Here is a 20,653-nt window from a genome sequence, read left to right as displayed (position 1 = left end):
TTTAACTCTCTGTGTAGTGCACACTGGCACGTTCTGTTTCCCATAAAGTGATTGCTTTAACTTGTATCACTTCATCATTAATTTCTTCTGACAGTGATTTATATAAAAATGCTGCAATATTTTCTGCTGTAGGATTAATCCTGTTGAATGGTTCAATTTCATTTAGATAGTGATGGTCAAGCTGATCTGTAATCGTTTTAGTGGCTGATTTTACAGCTTTAAAATCAATAACCATGCCTAGCTTATCAAGCTGGTGCGAGATAATTTCAACCTCGACTTTCCAGTTGTGGCCATGCAGACGGCGACACTCCCCTGGGTAATCGCGTAAGCTATGGGCGGAGGCAAATTCGGTAATGATTTTTAATGTATAACAAGCGGTCATGGGAATAAATATAGCAGGTTAAAGTATTGTTAAGTAACGGAAGTTTTAAAAAATTCAGGGTGAGATGTTACGGCATTAATAATTCCGTTAGCATCCAACCCATACTCAGTGAGTAGTTGTTCACGGTTGCCTTGACCGGTAACCTTGTCTGGCAGGCCGAGATTGATCATTGAGCATTGAATATTTCTAAAAGCTAAAAATTCATTGACGGCACTGCCTGCGCCGCCTGGAAGGCTATTTTCTTCAATAGTGATGAGTAGCTCATGATTATTGGTCATCTGCTCAATCATCTTTTCATCAAGGGGTTTGATAAAGCGCATGTCGACGACTGATGCATCTAATTTCTCCCCAGCTTTTAATGCGGCTTGTAACATACTGCCAAATGCAAGGATGGCAACTTTTTTACCCTCTTTGACTAATCGGGACTGGCCAATTGTCAGGGTGATCTGCTCTTTATTGATGGTAGCACCCGAGCCACCACCGCGTGGGTAACGAACTGTGCTGGGGCCGTCATGTAAAAAACCTGTGTCGAGCATTCGCCGACACTCATTTTCGTCGCTGGGTGCCATAATCAACATATTAGGAATGCAGCGTAAAAAGCTAATATCAAATGCACCTGCGTGTGTGGGGCCATCTGCACCAACAATACCCGCACGGTCAATAGCGAACATAACGGGTAAGTTTTGCAGGGCGACATCATGAATCAATTGATCATAAGCGCGTTGCAAGAAGGTGGAGTAGATTGCAACAACAGGTTTCATTCCTTCGCATGCTAAACCGGCTGCGAGGGTGACGCTGTGTTGTTCTGCAATTCCCACGTCCAGATAGCGTTTGGGGAAGCGCTCAGAAAATTCGACCATACCAGAGCCTTCGCGCATGGCAGGCGTTATACCGATCAGGCGCTCATCTTTTTCTGCCGTATCACACAACCACTCACCAAATACTTCGGTATAGGTGGGGCCATTTGTAGGGGATCGAACCTTTTCGCCTGTATCAGGGTTAAATTTAGGAACACCATGATAAGACGTTGGGTTATTTTCTGCCGGAGTAAAGCCTTTCCCTTTTTGGGTGACTATGTGTAAAAAACGTGGGCCTTTGAGATTTTTCAGATTTTCGAATATTTTAATGAGTTTGGGCAAATCATGGCCATCAATAGGGCCAATATAGTTAAAGCCCAACTCCTCAAACAGTGTGCCAGGGACGACCATGCCTTTTACATGCTCCTCTGTACGGCGAGCCAGTTCCCAGACGGTGGGCATACGTTCCAGAAGTGTTTTACTGCCTTCACGGATGGTCGAATAAAATTTTCCAGAAATGACACGAGCAAAGTATTTAGAAAGGCCGCCTACATTTTTTGAGATAGACATATCATTATCATTCAGGACGACGAGCAGGTTGGCATCAAGGTCACCGGCATGATTCAAGGCTTCAAATGCCATGCCTGCCGTCATTGAGCCGTCGCCAATAATGGCAATGGCATGGTGATCATCGTCTCGCTGTTCACTGGCAATCGCCATGCCTAACGCTGCGCTGATTGAGGTGCTGGAGTGGCCAACACCAAAGCTGTCAAACTCACTTTCACTGCGCTTGTTGAACCCTGAAAGCCCCCCTTTTTGGCGAAGTGTTGCCATCTGTTCACGGCGGCCCGTAAGAATTTTATGGGGATAGCTTTGGTGACCAACATCCCAGACTAATTTATCACTCGGTGTGTTGAATACGTAATGCAGTGCGATGGTCAGTTCAACGGTGCCCAGTCCCGCAGAGAGGTGACCACCTGTTTTAGCCACGGACTGAATCATAAAGTGGCGAATTTCGGTTGCTAGGCTGAGAAGTTCAGTGATATCTAATTGCCGCAGTTCTTCGGGCATGTTCGTTTTTTCAAGCAGCGGGTAGTGGTGTTGATTTTCCATGAGTTCAGCCAATACTTTTAGTTGTTTCGTTGGATGATGTATTGCGAAATCCAGCGCAATGGGTCAGCTTTATTGTCTAATGCATCTAGGCTATGAAGTGCATTCTGATGTAGATCTTCAGCCATTTGCTTGGCTTCTTTTAAGCCGATTAACGCAGGGTAGGTGGACTTATCATGCTTGAGGTCGGCACCTTGAGGTTTGCCAAGTGTTTGAGTGTCACCTTCAACATCAAGAATGTCATCTTTGACTTGAAAGGCTAAGCCAATGCACTTGGCGTAGTGATCAAGATTTTTCAGAGTGTGAGGCTCATGTGTCACTGAGCTCATAGCGCCGAGCTGTATACTGGCGCGGATAAGTGCGCCTGTTTTAAGTATGTGCATATTTTCCAGTTCAACAAGTGAAATGGTTTTCCCTTCTGAAAGCAAGTCAATCGCTTGCCCACCGACCATGCCGCGGGAGCCGCTTGCCACGGCAAGCTTTTGAATCATATGGAGTCGGATTTGTGGGTCTTTGAGCATGCTTTCATCTTGGGCTAAAATCTGGAAAGCAAGAGATTGCAGGGCATCACCGGCAAGGATTGCTGTGGCTTCATCAAAGGCTTTGTGGCATGTTGCCTGGCCGCGTCGTAGATCATCATCATCCATCGCGGGTAGATCGTCATGGATTAATGAGTAGGCGTGAATAAGCTCAATCGCACAGGCTGGGCCATCAAGTGTTTCAGGTTTTAATCCGAGCGCTTCACCCGTGAGATAGACCAATATGGGTCGAATGCGTTTGCCGCCATTCAAAACGGAATACCGCATGGCTTCATGGAGGTGGCCAGGTAGTGTTTTTTCGCTTGGCAGCCATTGGTCAAGCACATGCTCTACGCGTGCTTGATATTTGTGCATGATATTTAGCAAATCATCCATTTTATTCTGCGAGATCCGTAAAAGGCTTTAAAGTGTTTTGCCGGTCTTTGCCAATAAGAATTTCCACTTTTTGTGTCGCCTCTTTCAGTGACTTCTGGCAAAGTCGAGTCAGTTCAATGCCACGCTCGAAATGTTTAAGTGAATCTTCAAGGCTGGTATCACCGTTTTCCATGGTTTCAACCAGCGTTTCAAGCTCTTCAAGCGACTTTTCAAAGTTAGGCTCGTTTTTTTTTCTGGCCAATGTGCTGCGTTCCTGAAAACTGAGAAAGTGGAAGCAACGTATTCTATCAAATTTTTTCTTTTATTGGGCAGTCGCAAGCCATATTGCACGTTTAGGAGCTGGCAGGCCTTCAATTGTCAGGTTTGGGTTGCTTGGGTTTAAGAAGTCTGTAAGTGATTCAAACTGCATCCACTCTGTGCTGCGTTGCTCTTTCACCCCAGTTTGTGTGATATCAATTAATTCAATATTTTTGAAGCCAGAGCGCTTTAACCACGATTCTAATGTGAGTGTTGAAGGTAAAAACCAGACATTACGCATTTTTGCGTAACGCTTTTCTGGAACAATTGTTTCACCGAGGCTGCCATCAATGACTAATGTTTCTAATACGAGCTGGCCGTTTGGGCGCAATAAGCTTCGTAATTCAAACAGATGGTCGAAGGGGGAGCGGCGATGGTAGAGTACGCCCATAGAAAATACGGTATCAAACGCACGGCTGTTCGAAGGTAATGCTTCAATACCTAAAGGTAACAGGTGTACGGTTGGGTTGTTGATGTAATGCTGCATGATATTAAATTGAGAAGCAAACAGAAGCATGGGATCAATCCCTATGGTTTGTTTCGCTCCCGCACCCACCATTCGCCAGCAATGGTAACCACTGCCACAGCCGATATCGATGACTCGGCGGTCAGTTAATGGCTCGATATGTTCTTTGAGTCGATTCCACTTCCAGTCTGAGCGCCACTCTGTATCAATTTGTAGGCCAAACAGATTAAATGGGCCTTTTCTCCAGGGGTGAAATTGACGTAAAATTTTCTCTAACTGGTTTCGAGTGTCAATATCACAATCGCTTGATTCACCAATTCGTATGCTGCTTGCATTCAGGTCGATACTGGAAGGTGTGATCGTGGGCAGCTGACTTAATAAGGTTTGCCACTTTTCCAGATCGCCATGATTTGAGGGTGCAAAGGCGGCATCAACCAGTTTTGGCAGTGTTTTCAACCAAGGCTCTAGAGCTGTTTCCTGTAGTAAGTGATAGAGTGTTTCGTAATTTGTACTAATCATTTGTGATGCATGGAGCGCACCCTGCTGCCTAGCTTACGAGTTGAACCCGCGTTATACGACAAATGTTCACTTAACCACATTTTCATCAATGATTGATATGGAATATCTCGTTTATTTGCTTCTACTTTGATTTGTGCCAGCATAGACTCTGGCAACCTTAAAGAGATTGCCTTGGTCGTTGGTTTCAGGCTGGGGAAGGCTGCAAGCTTTGCTTGGTTCCAATCAAGATAGTCACTTGATTCGTTCTTTTCCCAAAATAGCCTCACTCCGACCCTAGTTGATTATTACTCGTTACTGCTACTGGTGCTTGGTACATATAGTCAAAACGACTAGTCCAATTCCCCCCAGTTGGTGTAAGTTGTGTTTGATAAAAATAATTCGCGCCTGCAGGAGTATTGTTGGGTATAGCAAATACGAACTGGGCAGTACCTGTGCCTACTGGTAAATTTTTTATCTCAGTAGCATAAGTTGTCCAAGGCGATTCATTGAGTTTTAAAACCGCTTGCAGATCACGATTGGCTGATACTTCATAATCGACTGAAACGGTTATGATCTCCCCCTGGCTAACCGATGTTGGACCTGAAATAAAGTTGATTTTATCGTCAAAATTGCTAGCACTTATTACTGTTACCGGTGCTTGATTTTTACTATCTAATCGGTCACGCCAACTGCTACCTGTAGGGGTAATGCTGGTTTGATACTGGTAATTAACTCCTTCCGGTGCATCGCTGTCTACAGTAAATGTAATATCGACTGCGTCAACGCCAACCGTGACGCTTTTTGTTGCTGAGCCATACGTAGTCCAAGGTGGTTCGTTAAGTTGTAAAACGGTATTGATATCTCGGTCATCTAGCGCGCCATAATCCACAGTAATGGTTATCACTTCACCTTGACTAACTTGCAAAGGCCCGTTAACTGAATGGATTTTGTCATTAGAGCCTCCAAGCACTACTTCTACGGGAGATTTTTCCATATCATCAAGACTATCAAGCCAATCACCTCCAGTTGGCGTTATATATGTCTGATAACTATAATTAGTGCCTATTGGTACTGTAGTGGGTATGCTCAATGCAAGTTGTGCATTACCAACGCCAGCACTGACACTTTTTGTTACTGAGGTGTATTCGGTAAAAGGGGCTTCATTAAGCTTAAGTACAGCGGTAATATCACGAGTTGTTGACGCTTCATAAGCTACTGAAACGGTTGCCACCTCTCCTTGTGCAACCAGCGAAGATCCATTTGTTAGAGTAACGTTGTCTTCAGTAGGATTATGTTCATAAACCCGCACATAATCAACATATAGATTAGCTGGTAGATTTGCATCATCTATAATCTCATTGCCGCTCCATTTCCAACCACCAAGGTTCATTGTAAGGCGTATGTAAGACTCAACACTGCCCACGTTTGGGTCTTCAAAAGTCCATAAAAGCTGGTCATCAATATAAAAATCAATGCGTCCCGGCTGCCAATTCACTGCATAAACATGATAACCATCATCAGTGGGTACTATATCTATTTCACCAGAAACTCTATATTGATGATCTGCGCCATAACCACCCCAATGGACAGTGTATGCTGTTACATGATCGCCCCAAACACCTAATGACTCCATGATATCTATTTCCATACCACCGTCGCGTGTACTTGACGTAGACTCCCATGGGTCTTTCACTTCTAATCTTGTATCACTGCCGTAGTTATTGTCTGCATGGATGCCTGCCCTTACATAAGCATCATCAGTGGTAAATATATTGGAACCATCTATCTCAAGGCGTGGTCTATCAGCTTCTGCGGCAGACTCTTTACTGCCAAATGTTATAAGGTTTGAGCGCATCGACAAATCGACCAGTGCAAAACCGGCATTTTCACTTGCGGAGATTTGACTGTTTATATAATCGGTAACATCAATTACCAAATCTTCCCCTTCGGTAATTTCATTTATTTTGTCTGCTTCAGTGGTTGCGTAAAATAGTGCCAACCAGCCAGGATAAAAGTCTGGTTTGTTATTCCAGGTAATACTGTTTTCATCCCAGTTGTTTGATAGTAATTTGTGAATTGATACATCTGAATATACGTCGCTGTTAGTAAACGCTGTTACTCTTATTTTTAGCTTTGCAGAGGTAATCGGAGTAGCGAAAGTGCTTAAATCAAATTTAATATAACTTTCACGATTTTGATTTGGGTTACCGTACTTACCTCTATCAGGCATTGTCCAAAAGGCAGGCCAAACGCCTGTGATTGCATCGTATTTTATTCTTGCTTCAAAATAGCCGTATTTTTGTCTGAATTTTTGGAAGGTGGTAATTTCACTTCCAACATACTCGTGATTTTCGCCAGCATATAGTAAAGGTCTTTTCTCTGCTTTTATCTCAACATTGCCATTACGTACCGTTATATTATCAGGGGAGTTTCCGCCAACAGCATTAAAATTAGTGCCTCCTGTAACCCATTTATCTGGATCAAGCGAGTCACCATCAAAATTCTCTTCAAAAGTGAGTTCCCAGTTACCGGGTATCAGAGGTTGTGCATACAAACTATTGATACTAAACATAGCTATCATAATCAGCGCAATATTAAAAAAATATACTATTTTTTTCATTATTAGTTTCTCTTTGTCTTATTTATCCGCCGTGGCGAATGATTTTTATATATATTACTACGCTGGTTGTTTACCTACAACACTGCTCTTGTCCTGACTTTTTGAGAAGTTACTTAACTTGCTGGCATTGAGCCCTGACCCCGATTATTTCCATATTGGACAAGGCTCAGGAGGTTCGAGCCGTTGTTTTTGTGCTATAGTATTTTTGGTTTTCTCGAAGTATTGAAGAAAAAATAAAAGGCAGGAGAGAGCGATGAAAAAAATACAAAATCTCAACGCTGTACAGGCTTTGGGGTATCTCCAATATTTCTTGATCATTTTAATACTATTAACAATGTCTGCCTGCGGAGGAGATAGTGACAGTAACGGGGGTGACATCATACCCTCCAGCGTATCATTCTCGGCAGCGACTTACTAGCGTGGCAGAAAATGTACCCAGTATGACCATTACGGTGAATCGTACGGGTGATATGTCTGAGGCAATCAGTGTTGATTACACTGCTACTAATGGTACTGCAATGGATGGTGAAGATTTTACGGCGGCATCGGGAACACTGAACTGGGCAGCAAATGACAGCGAGGCAAAAACATTTTCCGTGCAAGTCATGACAGACAGCGCAGTGGAAAGTGATGAGACAGTGCAACTTGCACTGACGAATCCATCTACAAACACTGGCTTGGAAGGTAATACAACAGCGGTATTGACAATTACAGATGTTGTGGATAATACCTGTAGCATAATTACAGAGTGGAATATCACGGCTGATACAACATTAGATCAACCTTGTTATCAAGCGCCGAATGGAATAATTATCGACAACTCAGCCAAGCTCACTATTGAGCCTGGAGTACGCTTGGAATTTGCCGCAGGAACTCAGCTTGAGGTGAAGGAAAATGCGTATTTGGATGCTGTAGGTACAAATACGCAGCCGATTATTTTTAGTGGGCAAGAAGCGACACCAGGTTATTGGCAAGGTATTTATATCGTTGACAGTTATAGTTTGGCTGAGCCTTTAGCTGAGAATAGTGTCCGTCTGGAGTATGTTGCCGTTGAATATGGTGTTAATAATATTGAAGTGGAGGAGATTATGTCCGGAACTTTGGCACTAACAATTAAAAATAGCACTTTACGCAACGCAAGCGATCTAGGACTTAAGCTACAGTTTGGTCTTGACAGTGGCGTAGTACAATTTGACTTTGAAAATAATACCTTGACAGGCAATGGTCGCCCTGTTTCTTTATATGCTTCTAAAGTTAGGTTTTTGGATACAGAAAGTGATTACACTGGCAATGCAGATGATACTATTCATGTTTCTTATGATGAATTTCTCACAGGATTATGGAAGAACTTGGGTGTTTCTTATTTCTTGACGGACGAGAATAGGTCATTTGAGATTCGTGGTGAAATGATCGTGGAAGCAGGTGTTACTATTATTTTCAACTCTGGATCTGGACTTAAACTTGTGACCGGTGTTAATCATTTTAGTCGGTTAACAGCGATCGGCACTGCCACTGATCCGATAACATTTACTGGACTTGAGCAAACGCCAAGTTATTGGCAAGGTATTCATGTGGTTGGTACTGGCACCTATGTATTCTATAATGGCCATGATCATTACCCCAAATTTGATGTCTACTTGGAGTTGGATTATGTCACGGTTGAATATGGAGGAGGGTGGAGTTACCACGATCAAAACGTGTCGGGAAATATTTCAGTCATACAGTGTGCATCTTTCGCTGTGACCAATAGCACGATGCAATACAGCAATGCTTGGGGTCTGTATGGCGAACCTTTGGGGCCACCCAATGAATTAAATGATTGTGTAGCAGATACAGGTGATAATTTTGAATTTATTTTGACTGATAACATCTATCTCGAAAATGAATTAGGTGATATTGGTTGGGCTGAAGTCCCAGATGTGTAACGAGCTATAACGCCGATTGATATGGGGTATCTCGTTTATTTGCTTCTACTTTGATTTGTGCCAGCATAGATTCTGGCAACCTTAAAGAAATTTTGCCTTGGTCATTGGTTTCAGGCTGGGGAAGATTGCAATCTTTGATTGGTTCCAATCAAGATAGTCACTGGATTCGTTTTTTTCCAAAAAAACTCTTTCTTCTGATTCTGATGTAAATTCAGGAATATTTTTCATAACTTTTTCTTTCATTTTTGTGCATAGGTCGAGCCGAGATTACTCTGATTAGATTCACTCGAATTGTAAATACTTCCTGTAGCGAGTGATAGAGTGTTTCGTAATTTGTACTAATCATTTGTGATGATGCTTTGTTGTTTGGGAATAATATCTGGCTGCCAGTGCTGGATGGCCCACAGCCAAAATTCATGCAAAGTCGCATCTTGTAGTGTTTCAGGGGGAGATTGGTTTAAGAATTGAAGCACTTTTATCAGAGTGGGCAGTGGGTTGTCTACGGAAAGTGCGGGCGCGCGAGTCTGCTTGCTTAACTTTTTACCTTGTTGATTAATGGCAATGGGTAAGTGTAGGTAGTTAGGTGTTGGATAGTTCAGTTGTTGTTGCAGGTGAATTTGGCGGGGTGTGGAGTAGAGCAGGTCTGAGCCACGTACGACTTCGCTGATTTTTTGTGCGGCATCATCAATGGTGACCGCCAGTTGGTAGGCCCAATAACCATCTGAACGGTATATTACATAATCTCCCGCCTCAGTTTCGAGGTGCTGACTGATTCGTCCTTGCACTGCATCATCAAATACAGTGGCTCGGTTGTGACAGCGAATACGAATGGCGCACTGCTTGTCGGTTTTTTTTTCGGCGTGGCGACAGGTGCCTGGATAGATGAGCCCTTCTCTACCTTGCAGGGCGATTTTTTGAATCATTTTGCGTGAACATGTGCAGCGGTAAGCTTGCTGATTTTCTAGTAATGAATCCAATGCCGCTTGGTAATAATCTCCACGTTGGCTTTGATAGAGTACGGAGCCATCCCATTGAAAACCATATTTTTCGAGGGTAAACAAAATAGAGCTAGCTGAACCAGGGACTTCACGCGGTGGGTCAATGTCTTCAATGCGTATGTGCCATAGACCCTTGTTGCATCTGGCCTGAAGATAACTGCCGACGGCAGCAATTAGTGAACCGAAGTGTAGAGGGCCGGTGGGGGATGGGGCAAAACGGCCTATGTATGGGCGAATGATGTTTGGCAAGGTAGTTTGTATTGTTCGCATAGCCGGATAATATTTTCCAACATAGGCTGAAAAGCACAGATAAAAACTTCAATTTGATTGAGCTGCTCAGTGGGCAGTGCTTCAATCCACTGCCTTGCAAGATCGACAATATCTCCATCAAAACACCCAGGCAAGTTTTGTGGGCTCGTTAGGCGACAAGGTATATTCCAATCTTCCAGCAGGGGCATCGCAGCGGTGATGCCATCAGGAATGCCAGGGATCATAAATTGAGAGGGTATCGCTCTGAAAGGAAACGTTGTTTCTGAATTCATGATGACAAAAGGCCTGCAATTTTTATTGAGGCGAAGTTCTGAGGCTAAAAATATAATAGGTGCAAGACCTTGGTCATCACTGATGAGCAGAGGGCGAGGGCGGCTTTCATGATATTCAAAAGCTTCTCTAATAGGCGATATCAAATTAAGTGTATCACCTGGTTTTTTTTCGATCAGGTACGAGTTTTGAGTGTCGGTCACACGATAAAGCAGATCAACATAGCCTGACTTTTTATTGGCAAGCATGACCGGTATGACCGACGATATTTTATCTTTAATAAATACAAAATGGCCAGGCAGTACATGCAGAGCTGTTTTTGGTGCATGAACAGTCAAAATAAACCAGTAGCTAGATGCTTTTGTGCTGGCTTGGTTTTTGAGGATTTTGACGTTTTCGATAAATTCGGTCATGGAATTTTTGAGGTTTTATTATTCAAGTTCAAAAACAACTCTTCCATTCAGCAGAGTGTGAAATACTCGGCCTTTCAGATCCCAGCCAAGAAAGGGGGAGTTTAAACCCTGACTTTGCACAGCGTTTTCAGACAATATCCATTCGTGTTCAGGGTCAAAAATGCAGATGTCTGCAGTCTGACCAATACTGAGCGTACCTGCATCAATGCCAAGAATACTGGCGGGTTTCTGAGTCAAGCTGGCGATCACTTCTGAAAGTGACAATAAATGCAGCTCGTCCACCAATTTAAGTGACAACGGTAACAAGGTTTCCAACGCAGAAATACCATGAGCAGAGGCGCTGAAAGGAGCCAGCTTTGCATCCGCATTATGCGGTTGATGGTCAGAGCAAATGGCACTGATTATTCCTTGTTTTAAACCCATTCGCAGACTGCTTTGGTCGCGCTCCGTGCGCAGTGGTGGGCGAACGTGGCACATGCTGTTGAACTTGCCGGTATCCACTTCACTCAAGTGTAAATGATGTGCAGTGACATCGGCGCTGACGTTAACGCCATCATGTTGGGCTCGGCCAATCATGCGTACCGCGCGTCCGGTTGATAAACCACAAAAGTGGGCGCGTACGCCTGTTTGCTCAATGAGTGCAAGGTCGCGGGCAACGGCGACTGTTTCCGCTGCTTCAGGTATTCCTGGCAGACCATAGCGGGTACTCATGGCACCTTCATGGACGCAGCCGTCGTTGCGTAACCAAGCATCTTCGGCATGAAGAAATACCGTTAAATCATAAGTGGCGGCATATTCCATTGCACGACGCATGACGAGCGTATTGGTGATGGGGCTGAGCGCATTGCTGACACCAATGCAGCCTGCTTCTTTGAGAGCAACCATTTCGCTAATCTGCTCACCGATAAGCGACTGGGTCAGTGCGCCTAATGGTAAAACTCGCGCGAAACCTGCTTGGTTGGCTTGATAGCGAATGAGGTTGGCAACGGCTGGCGTGTCGATAATGGGTAGGGTGTCGGGTGGGCAGCATAATGTCGTAATCCCTGCACTGGCTGCCGCGCGCGTTTCGCTGGCAATAGTGGCGATATGCTCAAGCCCTGGCTCTCGCATTGCGGCACGTAGATCAATCAGTCCTGGGCAAACAATCTTGTTGCTGGCATCCAGAGTACGATCTGCGCTAAAGCCTTGTGGTGGATTACCCAGTGCAATAATTTTTCCATCGCTAATATGAATGTCATGCGGGGCATCAATATTGTTGGCAGGGTCAATCAAGCGTCCATTAATAATAGAGAGTCGGCTCATCAATTTTCTCCCTGCTGCATGGCCATCGACATCACCGCCATGCGGACTGAAATTCCATGAGTGACCTGCTCAAGAATCACTGAACGCACACCGTCGGCAACGGCTGAATCCATTTCAACGCCACGATTGATGGGGCCAGGATGCATTACGATGGCATCCGATTTGGCGACATCCAGTTTTTCTTCCGTCAAGCCAAATAGGTGGAAATACTCATGTTCGCTGGGAAGAAGCGCGCCTTGCATTCGTTCACTCTGAAGGCGCAGCATTATCACAACGTCAACGCCTCGCAAACCCTCTTTCAGGTCGTGGTAAATATGAACACCGAGGGTTGTCGCATGTGCAGGGATGAGAGTTTTAGGGGCAATAATGCGCACTTCATTGGTTCCTAGTGTGGTCAGCGCCTGAATTTGCGAACGTGCGACACGAGAGTGTAAAATATCACCCACAATAGCCACTTTCAATGCACCAAATTCACCTTTGTGCCGCCTGATAGTGAACATGTCGAGCAGTGCTTGTGTGGGGTGAGCATGTTGGCCATCACCCGCATTGATGACGCTTATGTTTGGCGATACATGCTGAGCAATAAAGTGAGCCGCGCCACTCAGGGCATGACGTACTACAAACATATCACTGTGCATGGCTTCCAGGTTATGCAATGTATCCAGCAGCGACTCACCTTTGCTGGCGGCTGAGGTGGTAATGTTAAGATTAATCACATCAGCAGAGAGTCGTTTGGCGGCTAATTCAAACGTTGTTCGGGTGCGAGTACTGTTTTCAAAAAATAGATTAACAATCGTTTTACCCCTCAGTAAAGGGACTTTTTTAATACTTTGTTCGGGAACACTGGAAAAAGATTCTGCAGTATCAAGAATGTCACAAAGAACTTTTTTCTTGAGACCTTCTATGGATAAAAAATGGCGTAATCGACCTTTATTATCGACTTGAATATTGGTCGGAGAGCTCGCAAAAAGCGGGATGTCATCCCTGGTATTCATAGTGAATCAGCTCCTTATATATCCATAATGCGTAAACTTAAAGGATCAGGGCCTTGCAGTTTTATTTGTTGATGAGATTCTAACTCAAAATGGCTGCCAACAACATCGGCCTGAATCGGTAATTCACGTCCATCTCGCATTGCAAGCACAACTAAAGTGATGGTGGCAGGGCGGCCATAATCAAAAATTTCATTCAGTGCAGCGCGAATGGTGCGACCTGTATAGAGCACATCATCCACCAGAATAATATGGCGATCATCCACTTTAAAGGGGAGGTGGGATGGGCTGACTTGTGGTTGCATTCCTTTTCGTGAAAAATCATCACGATAAAAAGAGATGTTCAGTTCACCTAATGGGGTTTCGAGCTCAAGTTGTTGGTGAATGCGCATCGCAACCCATGTGCCACCTGTATGAATTCCTATCATTGCAGGGTTGCATAGCTCTCCTGCGTCAATGCGTACTTTAAGTTCACGGCTTATGTTGGAGATTAAAACTGTTGTTTCTGCCTGAGTATGAGTCATTTATATAGTGTCTTGTTATTTATTATAATCTTGCAGCCAGGTTTCTAAGATAAGTTGAGCCGCTATAGGGTCGAGTTCACCTGCTTGAACTTTGCCACGTTTTCCACCGGCATATAAAATGCTTTCTGCCTCTCGAGAGGTGAGGCGTTCATCAGCGGCATAAACGGGCAGTTGGTAACGGCCTTCCAGTTGCCTCTGAAAACGCTGGGCCGATGCTGTCATGGGTTGCTCTGAACCATCCATATTGAGAGGAATGCCGACCACAGCGGCATCGGGTTTCCATGTATTAAAAATTTCCGTAATCATCGACCAGTCGGGTCTCAAATTGACAACTCGTACAACTTGCAATGGTCTCGCTGTTCCGGTGAGTTCTTGACCCACTGCCACTCCAATTTTTTGAGTGCCAAAGTCAAACCCTAATAGTGTACGGCAACCCAATTTTTGTGAATGATTCGGTTTTGGGTTAGGCATGGCCGACCTGGTGAGTGAGCTGTTCCAGTTTGAAGCCAATTGATGTAGCGGCATCTGACCAGCGCTTTTGATTGGGAGTATCAAAAATAATTGCAGGGTTGGCGTTGCAGGTTAACCAGGAATTTTCAGCAATCTCTTGCTCAAGCTGCCCTGGCTCCCATGCCGCATAACCGAGAGCAATCAGTGCATCATCGGGTCCTTCGCCTTTGGCTAAAGCGATCAGGATATCGCGAGATGTTGTGATAGCGATATCATCGGCAACTTTACTTTCAGCATCCCAATCGCTTGAAGGGCGATGTAAAACGAAGCCACGCTCAACTTGAACGGGGCCACCATGATAGATAGGCATTTGCTTGATGCCATCATTGACAGCGGCGATGTCCATTTGTGTCAAAATATCGCCCAGAGCCATATCGAGAGGATGATTGATAATAATGCCCATGGTGCCATGACTGTTGTGTTCACAGATGTAGATGACGCTGTGATAAAAGTTGGGATCAAGCAACGTGGGCATTGCAATAAGGAACTGGTTGGTCAGGTTATTTGTATCATTCATACTTGACAGTATCGTGTACCACGATGAGCGGTGCAAGCTAAAGAAGCTCCTTGGCATTGCATGGTGTTGATAAAAGACTTATTCTGCGCTTGTTTAAGTATAAATAATTTATAGAGGGATGTCGGATGAAAAAGTTGAGTGTTTTGGCTGGAGTGTCTTTGCTGGGCTTTTGCTCTGTTGTGGGTGCAGGCACTATTGATCTGGCATTAAGCAATGACAGTGCAACTCTGGACTACAGTACCTTGCTGCAAAAAACCCAGCCAGGTAACGCGGAGTTTAATATTGGGTTTTTGTATACCGAAGATGATGACGTAGTTGGCAATCTGGGAATTCAGGTGATTGATGAGGTGGGAGCGAATGCGCCTGGCTTGTTTCTTGGGGTTGGGCTCAAGCTTTTCGCAACATTCCCCGACAACGTTGATATTGCTGCTTTAGCGCCAGGTGTTACGGTACGTTACTCACCTCCAACGCTGGATCGCTTTGGGGTGACAGGGCAGCTAAATTATGCCCCTGATATTGTATCATTTATGGATGCTGATCGGTTTCTTGCATATAAAGTGACTGTTGAATATGGTGTGTTGCCACAAGCATCGGTCTATGTAGGGTACCGCAGAATGACAACAAAAATTAATGGAAACAATGCCACAATTGATTCGACTGGGCACTTTGGTCTTAAATTTTCTTTTTAATAAATCTGGGTCTGTTTTTTGAACGTTTCTGGTTCAGTTGTTCAGTCATACGCTTCTGGTATGGTGGCTTCACACAGGCCAAGTGAATCGCGCGCGCCTATACCTTTGAACACACCGCCTGTGCAATATGAGCAGGTGGTAGAGGGTGAGGTACTTAGTAAGCAGGCATCGTCAGACCCTTTATACAGTTCAGCTTCTATGGCTTCAGGCGACAAGGTGAGTCGCTATCTGCAGTATGCCCAAAATAACATACAGGAAATATCGGTTGGCTATTACGTCGATTATTTTGCCTGAATGCTACCTGATTACGCCCGAGCCGACTGATCCATACAATTTATATCTTCAGACTCTAGCGGGTTGCCTGAAAAAGGGGGTTCGCTTGGTGCAATTTCGAGCAAAAACAGTCATGCCAGATGAGTATGCTGTGCTCGCTGAAAAAGTAGCGCTGCTTTGTGATCAGTATGATGCTGTATTGTTATTTAATTCAACTTATCTACCAGAGTTGGCTGGAATGCATTTAACGAGCACTCAGCTCATGTCTTTATCAACACGACCTGAAATGCATGGGCAGCGGTTGGCGGCTTCTTGCCATAATTCTGAGCAGATCGAAAAAGCCAATCAGATGGGTATTGATTTTATTGTGCTATCACCGATCAAAGATACAAACTCTCATCCGAATGGTGAGGTTTTAGGCTGGCTTGAAGCGGAGCGGCTCTGTCGTATCGCAAATATGCCCGTATATGCTTTGGGAGGAATGAGCCTCAATGATCTTGACGACGCTCATCACTACGGAATGCGAGGTATTGCAGCGATAAGTTCACTGTGGAATGCCACTACTATCCGGTTAAAAAATTAAAAATAATCCAATATACCAAGGTGTCTACGGATACAGGGTGATTCAACGTTTCCAGTGAGTGCTCATTTGGCGATAAACGTGATTACAATCGCCAACAACAGAAACAGGGTGATTGCAACAGTCCAGTGTTGCAGGGAATACTCGCTATCGGCCAACATCTTTTGCCATACACGGAATTGCCAGAGCTGCCCCACTTTAGCCAGCCATGCAGCACGCAATTGAGGCAAGGTGTTAAACCCCATCTGCTTGCCCCAACACAGGAGTGCACCAGGCCAGCGTTCAAACCACTGAGTCGAGTTGTCTTCCTGTTTTTCTGGAGCAACAGAAAATGGCTTTCTCGCCTCCAGCCAGCCGATGCCAGCGGTCAGTGCAGCCAATCCAAGTCCCAGAAAAACAATGAAATAGTGCGCCAGATATCCGTAACGATCCCACATCACAGGATCGGCCAGCCCCACTCCTAGGGCGGTGAGATATAACCCCGTGGCAACAATGGAAGCATAGGCGGGTAACATCTTTATCTGAGCCTGCTTTACCCCCGCCAGAATGGCGTAGAGCACTGCCGCTATGCCCAGCCCCTGGATGATCAACCCCAGCCCAGGCAAGGCAATCTCGCCAAGCGGCAGCCAGCGTACAAGCCCAAGCAGCCCGATAGCCACGGGAACAGTGCCCAGCAGCAGAGCCACTCCCGGCTGGGCAGCACGAAAGGCCAACGGCAACCAGACATGCAACGGCCAGATGGCAGCCTTGGCCGCAAAAGCGGTGAGCACCATCAACAGATACAAGCCCGAGGAGGGCGACTCGGCCATTGTCTGGCGCACTGCGGCGAAGCCCAGATCTCCGTCGCTCGTTGCAGCGGCGATCAACAATGCTTCAAATAGTGCCAGATCCGCCAAAATCAGGAATGCCAGGTAGACTCGTGTGGCTCGCTTTGACCCTTTGCCGCCTGCTGTTACTAGCAGGCCAAAAAATCCGTACCCCATCAGTGTTGAAAGTGCGAAAAAACTGACCAGATCAGTCGCCAGAATCGCTCCCAGATTACCCGCTAGGGTGAGCAAAAAAAAGGTCGCGCGATAACCGTCCTCAGGTCTCTTTTTGGATCGATGTAAAAGAGTCGCGGCAACCGCCCAAAGTAGCAGTGACATCACCAGTAACATTCGGGACGCATTGTCTATAGCAAGTCCAGTGCCAAGCAACAGCCAGGGCAGATCAATGGAAATATCCACCGGGATAACCACAAGAATAAGCACCGGTAAAAGGGCGATATGGCAAGGCCAGGTGAGGCGCGAGCGTAGTGCTGGAAATGCCAGTAACAGTGGTAAGCACGGTACCGCTAGCAACAGAAACAGGCTCAGCGTACTGTTCATGGCGCATATTCCAGAGTTGTGATAAAACGCGCCCATTGCAGCGGGCTGAACGGCGCTGATGCCAGCAAGCCCAGGGTCAGGGTGAGAAAAGCGGTCACCAGTGGTGGCGCCAATAGCGCCCACGCCGTCTCATGCCGCCCGAAGCAACGCTCGGCAGGCCATGAGCCAACTGGCTCCTTGAACCAGGCAGCGTACAGAATAGGCAGGAAATAGGCCGCGTTAAGCAGGCTGCTGCCAGCGAGGATAAAAACCACCCATCCCTGTCCGACATCCAGTGCCCCTAACCCCAGATACCATTTACTGATAAAACCGGCCAGTGGTGGCGCGCCAATCATGCCAAAGGCGGCGATAGTAAAGGCGGCCATGGTCCAGGGCATGCGCTTCCCGACACCATTCATTTCGCTGACTTTGTGAATTCCCAGCGTCTCGGCCAGATTGCCGGCGCAGAAAAACAGGGTGATTTTCATCACGCCCTGATGCACCAGATGCACCAAGCCACCGACAGCCGCAATAGGACCGACAATAGCGATGCCAAGCACGATATAGGCAACCTGGCTGACGGTGGAGAATGCCAGTCGGCGTTTCAGATCATCCTGAAATAGTGCTCGCATCGAAGCGTAAATAATAGTTACAGCGGCCACTATCGCCAATGGCAACATCACCCCTAGGCTCGCTGCAAACTGGATGCCATAGACATCGTAGACCACGCGCACGATACCGAAGGCACCCGCCTTCACTACCGCAACCGCATGCAACAATGCGCTTACCGGAGCGGGGGCTACCATTGCCTGTGGTAGCCAGCCATGCAGGGGAATCAGAGCGGCCTTCACGCCCAAGCCGGCGATCAAGAGTATGAATATGACGATCAGGGCTGTGTGGTGTGATTCATCCAGAACGGATAAAAAACCGCGTGCGGTGAACTCCAGGGTGCCGGTAAGGGTGTACAGCCATACTGTGCCGATCAGCAACAAAGCGCCGCCTGCAACGGTGTAGATCAGATAGGTACGTCCGGCTTTGCGCGCCTCGTCGGTGCCACGATGCACAATCAGCGGGTAGGTGGCGAGGGTTAGCAGTTCGTAAAACAGCAAAAAGGTAATCAGGTTGCCAGCCAATGCCACCCCAACCGTGGCGGTCACGCAGAGGCTGAAAAATCCGAAAAAGCGGCTGCGGTTCGGCGAATCCTCAAGGTAGCCGATGGCATAGACGGTTGTTACCAGCCACAGAACTGCTGAAAGCACTACAAACAACATTGATAGAGGATCTGCACGTAGCACCAGATCCAGTCCCGGCAGCAGGGGCAATCGAGCCTCGTAATGGTGGCCGTGAAAAACACCCCAGATCATCACCCCGACCAGCACCAGTTTGAGTACGGCACCGGCCAAATTTAAGCGGGTACGGGCTGCAACGCGCTCCTCGGGCAGAAAAAAAATAACCAATCCCGGCAACAGTGAGCTGGCAAGAACGAGCAGTGGCAGCCCGGTATCCCAGTTCATAGCGCCTCCCCAGCAAAAGGTAAACCGATCTCCATTAATGCCAGCGGCCAGGGGGCAAATAGACCCAGCGCAATGGCGAGCAATGCCATGGCCAGAGCGGTCCATTCCATACTAATGGGCACTGTCCTGGTGTTGTGGGGTGCCCCGGACTGGGTAAAGGCGTAGCCAATAACCTTGAAGACCCAAGCGGCGGTGAGCATTCCGCCCAGAATCAGGATGACTCCCCACCACCACTGCCCCGAACGAATAGCCGCCTCCAACAGCAGCCATTTGGCGATAAATCCGCCACTGGGTGGCAGACCCATAATGCTGACACCCGCCAGGGCAAAGGCAGTCATCGTTAGGGGCAGTTGCTGCACGACACGATCAAGGTCGGCAATACGATCATGTCCGCCAAAATAGAGGATGTTGCCAGCCGCCATGAACATGGCCGTCTTGGCTGCGGCGTGGGATAGCAGCAGATAGAGCGCCCCCCTCCAGCCAGTGATGCTCGCCAACGGAAAGGCCAGAAACAGATAGCCTATTTGTGCCACGGTGGAGTAGGCGATCAGCAATTTAAGTCGCGTCTGGCGCAGCGCCTGAAATCCGCCCCAGAGCACAGCCGCCGCGCCGAGCAAACCCAGTAACTGAGCCAGCGCGGCGTTGGCCAGAGGGAAGACCTCCAGCCACAGACGCAGCAAAATATAAAACGACGCTTTCACCACCAGCGCGGACAGCAGCGCGCTTACGGGTGTCGGGGCACTAGCATGGGCCGATGGTAGCCAAAAGTGCAGCGGAAACAGCGCCGTTTTAAGCAGCAATCCGGCACTTATCAGCCCCATCGCTACCCACGCGGCGGGGGAAGGCTCTACCCGCGTGGCCAATATCGCAATGTCAACGCTACCAAAGCTATGATAGAGCAGCGCAACACCCAGCAGATAGCACAGCGACCCCAGCAGGCTGACCAGCAGGTAACGCATAGCACCGTTCAGTGCATGCGCACCCCCAGCTAATGCCACCAGCGCCACTGCTGCTAACCCCATCAGCTCTAGGGTGACGTAGAGATTGAATATGTCGGCGGAGAGAAACAGGGCGTTCAGCGCTGCCCACAGTAACAACCACAGCGGCCAAAAATGTTGCCCTTTGTCTCGATCAAAATAGCAGCAGGAATAGACGCTGATGCTCAGCCCCACCACTGCCGTTACCATCAGCATCAGCAAACTCAGGCCATCAGCGTAAAGGTCGATACCTAGCGGCGCGCCCCAACCGCCAACTTCATAGCGTTGCGTACCCTGTTTCACCACCTGCCAGCCCAGCCCTGCGACGCAGGTGACAATACCCAATGCACTAACCAGGCCCAGCGGTACGTTACGCCGTGGCCACAAAAAACAGGCCACAGCACCGGCCAGTGGCAACAAAATGACCAACACACCCCAGTGGATATCCAGTATTGACACAGGCACCAGT

20 protein-coding genes and 1 pseudogene are annotated in these 20,653 nt (G+C 46.9%); 3 read left to right on the top strand and 18 right to left on the bottom strand.

What is annotated here, in order from left to right; translation table 11 throughout:
* Nucleotide 1: 1 nt before the first annotated feature.
* The 7 genes from queD to L3J70_04720 are packed head-to-tail and all read right to left on the bottom strand — an operon-like array spanning nucleotide 2 to nucleotide 7,084.
* Nucleotides 2-382, bottom strand: coding sequence for a 6-carboxytetrahydropterin synthase QueD (gene queD, locus L3J70_04750; protein MCF6235671.1), 381 nt, complete (start codon nucleotides 380-382; stop codon nucleotides 2-4).
* Nucleotides 383-411: 29 nt separating this feature from the next.
* The gene (dxs, locus tag L3J70_04745; GenBank protein MCF6235670.1) at nucleotides 412-2,292 is read right to left on the bottom strand and encodes a 1-deoxy-D-xylulose-5-phosphate synthase; all 1,881 of its coding nucleotides are present in this window, start codon (nucleotides 2,290-2,292) and stop codon (nucleotides 412-414) included.
* Between the two features lie 17 nt (nucleotides 2,293-2,309).
* Entirely contained in the window at nucleotides 2,310-3,203 is an 894-nt protein-coding gene (ispA, locus tag L3J70_04740) for a (2E,6E)-farnesyl diphosphate synthase (protein MCF6235669.1), read from the bottom strand.
* A 1-nt stretch (nucleotide 3,204) separates the two neighbouring features.
* Nucleotides 3,205-3,444: an exodeoxyribonuclease VII small subunit gene (locus L3J70_04735; GenBank protein MCF6235668.1), complete on the bottom strand. Its 240-nt coding sequence runs from the start codon at nucleotides 3,442-3,444 to the stop codon at nucleotides 3,205-3,207.
* 60 nt (nucleotides 3,445-3,504) lie between these two features.
* Entirely contained in the window at nucleotides 3,505-4,485 is a 981-nt protein-coding gene (cmoB, locus tag L3J70_04730) for a tRNA 5-methoxyuridine(34)/uridine 5-oxyacetic acid(34) synthase CmoB (GenBank protein MCF6235667.1), read from the bottom strand.
* Nucleotides 4,482-4,751, bottom strand: a complete 270-nt coding sequence (locus L3J70_04725) for a BrnA antitoxin family protein (protein ID MCF6235666.1) — start codon at nucleotides 4,749-4,751, stop codon at nucleotides 4,482-4,484. Before L3J70_04725 ends, cmoB begins: the two co-directional genes overlap by 4 nt.
* On the bottom strand, nucleotides 4,748-7,084 hold the full coding sequence (locus L3J70_04720) for a DNRLRE domain-containing protein (protein ID MCF6235665.1): 2,337 nt from the start codon (nucleotides 7,082-7,084) through the stop codon (nucleotides 4,748-4,750). The genes L3J70_04725 and L3J70_04720 overlap by 4 nt, the downstream gene beginning before the upstream one ends.
* Before the next feature lie 356 nt (nucleotides 7,085-7,440).
* On the opposite strand from L3J70_04720, the gene L3J70_04715 reads away from it, so the two are divergent.
* Complete coding sequence (locus L3J70_04715) at nucleotides 7,441-9,009, top strand: hypothetical protein (GenBank protein MCF6235664.1); 1,569 nt, start codon at nucleotides 7,441-7,443, stop codon at nucleotides 9,007-9,009.
* A 4-nt stretch (nucleotides 9,010-9,013) separates the two neighbouring features.
* On the opposite strand, the pseudogene L3J70_04710 reads toward L3J70_04715, so the two are convergent.
* The 8 genes and pseudogenes from L3J70_04710 to L3J70_04675 all read right to left on the bottom strand — a co-directional run bounded on the left by L3J70_04710 (nucleotide 9,014) and on the right by L3J70_04675 (nucleotide 14,805).
* Nucleotides 9,014-9,237, bottom strand: a pseudogene (locus L3J70_04710) (BrnA antitoxin family protein).
* 110 nt (nucleotides 9,238-9,347) lie between these two features.
* Entirely contained in the window at nucleotides 9,348-10,277 is a 930-nt protein-coding gene (gene gluQRS, locus L3J70_04705) for a tRNA glutamyl-Q(34) synthetase GluQRS (protein MCF6235663.1), read from the bottom strand.
* On the bottom strand, nucleotides 10,229-10,960 hold the full coding sequence (locus L3J70_04700; protein MCF6235662.1) for a dihydroorotate dehydrogenase electron transfer subunit: 732 nt from the start codon (nucleotides 10,958-10,960) through the stop codon (nucleotides 10,229-10,231). Before L3J70_04700 ends, gluQRS begins: the two co-directional genes overlap by 49 nt.
* A gap of 18 nt (nucleotides 10,961-10,978) precedes the next feature.
* Nucleotides 10,979-12,262: a dihydroorotase gene (locus L3J70_04695; GenBank protein MCF6235661.1), complete on the bottom strand. Its 1,284-nt coding sequence runs from the start codon at nucleotides 12,260-12,262 to the stop codon at nucleotides 10,979-10,981.
* Nucleotides 12,262-13,257 carry an aspartate carbamoyltransferase catalytic subunit gene (locus L3J70_04690; GenBank protein ID MCF6235660.1) on the bottom strand — a complete coding sequence of 332 codons (996 nt, stop codon included), beginning with the start codon at nucleotides 13,255-13,257 and terminating at the stop codon, nucleotides 12,262-12,264. Before L3J70_04690 ends, L3J70_04695 begins: the two co-directional genes overlap by 1 nt.
* A 14-nt stretch (nucleotides 13,258-13,271) precedes the next feature.
* Complete coding sequence (pyrR, locus tag L3J70_04685; protein MCF6235659.1) at nucleotides 13,272-13,778, bottom strand: bifunctional pyr operon transcriptional regulator/uracil phosphoribosyltransferase PyrR; 507 nt, start codon at nucleotides 13,776-13,778, stop codon at nucleotides 13,272-13,274.
* A 15-nt stretch (nucleotides 13,779-13,793) separates the two neighbouring features.
* Nucleotides 13,794-14,249, bottom strand: coding sequence for a Holliday junction resolvase RuvX (gene ruvX / locus L3J70_04680; GenBank protein MCF6235658.1), 456 nt, complete (start codon nucleotides 14,247-14,249; stop codon nucleotides 13,794-13,796).
* Nucleotides 14,242-14,805, bottom strand: coding sequence for a YqgE/AlgH family protein (locus L3J70_04675; GenBank protein MCF6235657.1), 564 nt, complete (start codon nucleotides 14,803-14,805; stop codon nucleotides 14,242-14,244). The genes ruvX and L3J70_04675 overlap by 8 nt, the downstream gene beginning before the upstream one ends.
* 125 nt (nucleotides 14,806-14,930) lie before the next feature.
* On the opposite strand from L3J70_04675, the gene L3J70_04670 reads away from it, so the two are divergent.
* A complete protein-coding gene (locus L3J70_04670; protein ID MCF6235656.1) occupies nucleotides 14,931-15,494 on the top strand; it encodes a YfaZ family protein in 564 nt (187 codons plus the stop codon).
* A 265-nt stretch (nucleotides 15,495-15,759) separates the two neighbouring features.
* On the top strand, nucleotides 15,760-16,350 hold the full coding sequence (locus L3J70_04665) for a thiamine phosphate synthase (protein ID MCF6235655.1): 591 nt from the start codon (nucleotides 15,760-15,762) through the stop codon (nucleotides 16,348-16,350).
* Nucleotides 16,351-16,412: 62 nt separating this feature from the next.
* On the opposite strand, the gene L3J70_04660 is transcribed toward L3J70_04665, so the two are convergent.
* Genes L3J70_04660 through L3J70_04650 form a run of 3 tightly spaced genes read right to left on the bottom strand, consistent with a single transcriptional unit; the run spans nucleotide 16,413 to nucleotide 20,643 of the window.
* A complete protein-coding gene (locus L3J70_04660; protein ID MCF6235654.1) occupies nucleotides 16,413-17,687 on the bottom strand; it encodes a formate hydrogenlyase in 1,275 nt (424 codons plus the stop codon).
* 23 nt (nucleotides 17,688-17,710) lie between these two features.
* Nucleotides 17,711-19,207 carry a monovalent cation/H+ antiporter subunit D family protein gene (locus L3J70_04655; GenBank protein MCF6235653.1) on the bottom strand — a complete coding sequence of 499 codons (1,497 nt, stop codon included), beginning with the start codon at nucleotides 19,205-19,207 and terminating at the stop codon, nucleotides 17,711-17,713.
* Nucleotides 19,204-20,643, bottom strand: a complete 1,440-nt coding sequence (locus L3J70_04650; GenBank protein MCF6235652.1) for an oxidoreductase — start codon at nucleotides 20,641-20,643, stop codon at nucleotides 19,204-19,206. Before L3J70_04650 ends, L3J70_04655 begins: the two co-directional genes overlap by 4 nt.
* Between the last annotated feature and the right edge of the window lie 10 nt (nucleotides 20,644-20,653).

This window comes from Gammaproteobacteria bacterium (genome assembly GCA_021648145.1).
Taxonomy (GTDB): domain Bacteria; phylum Pseudomonadota; class Gammaproteobacteria; order JAADGQ01; family JAADGQ01; genus S141-38.
Note: the sequence above shows the minus strand (reverse complement) of the source record. Positions and strands in the feature narration are given on the sequence as shown.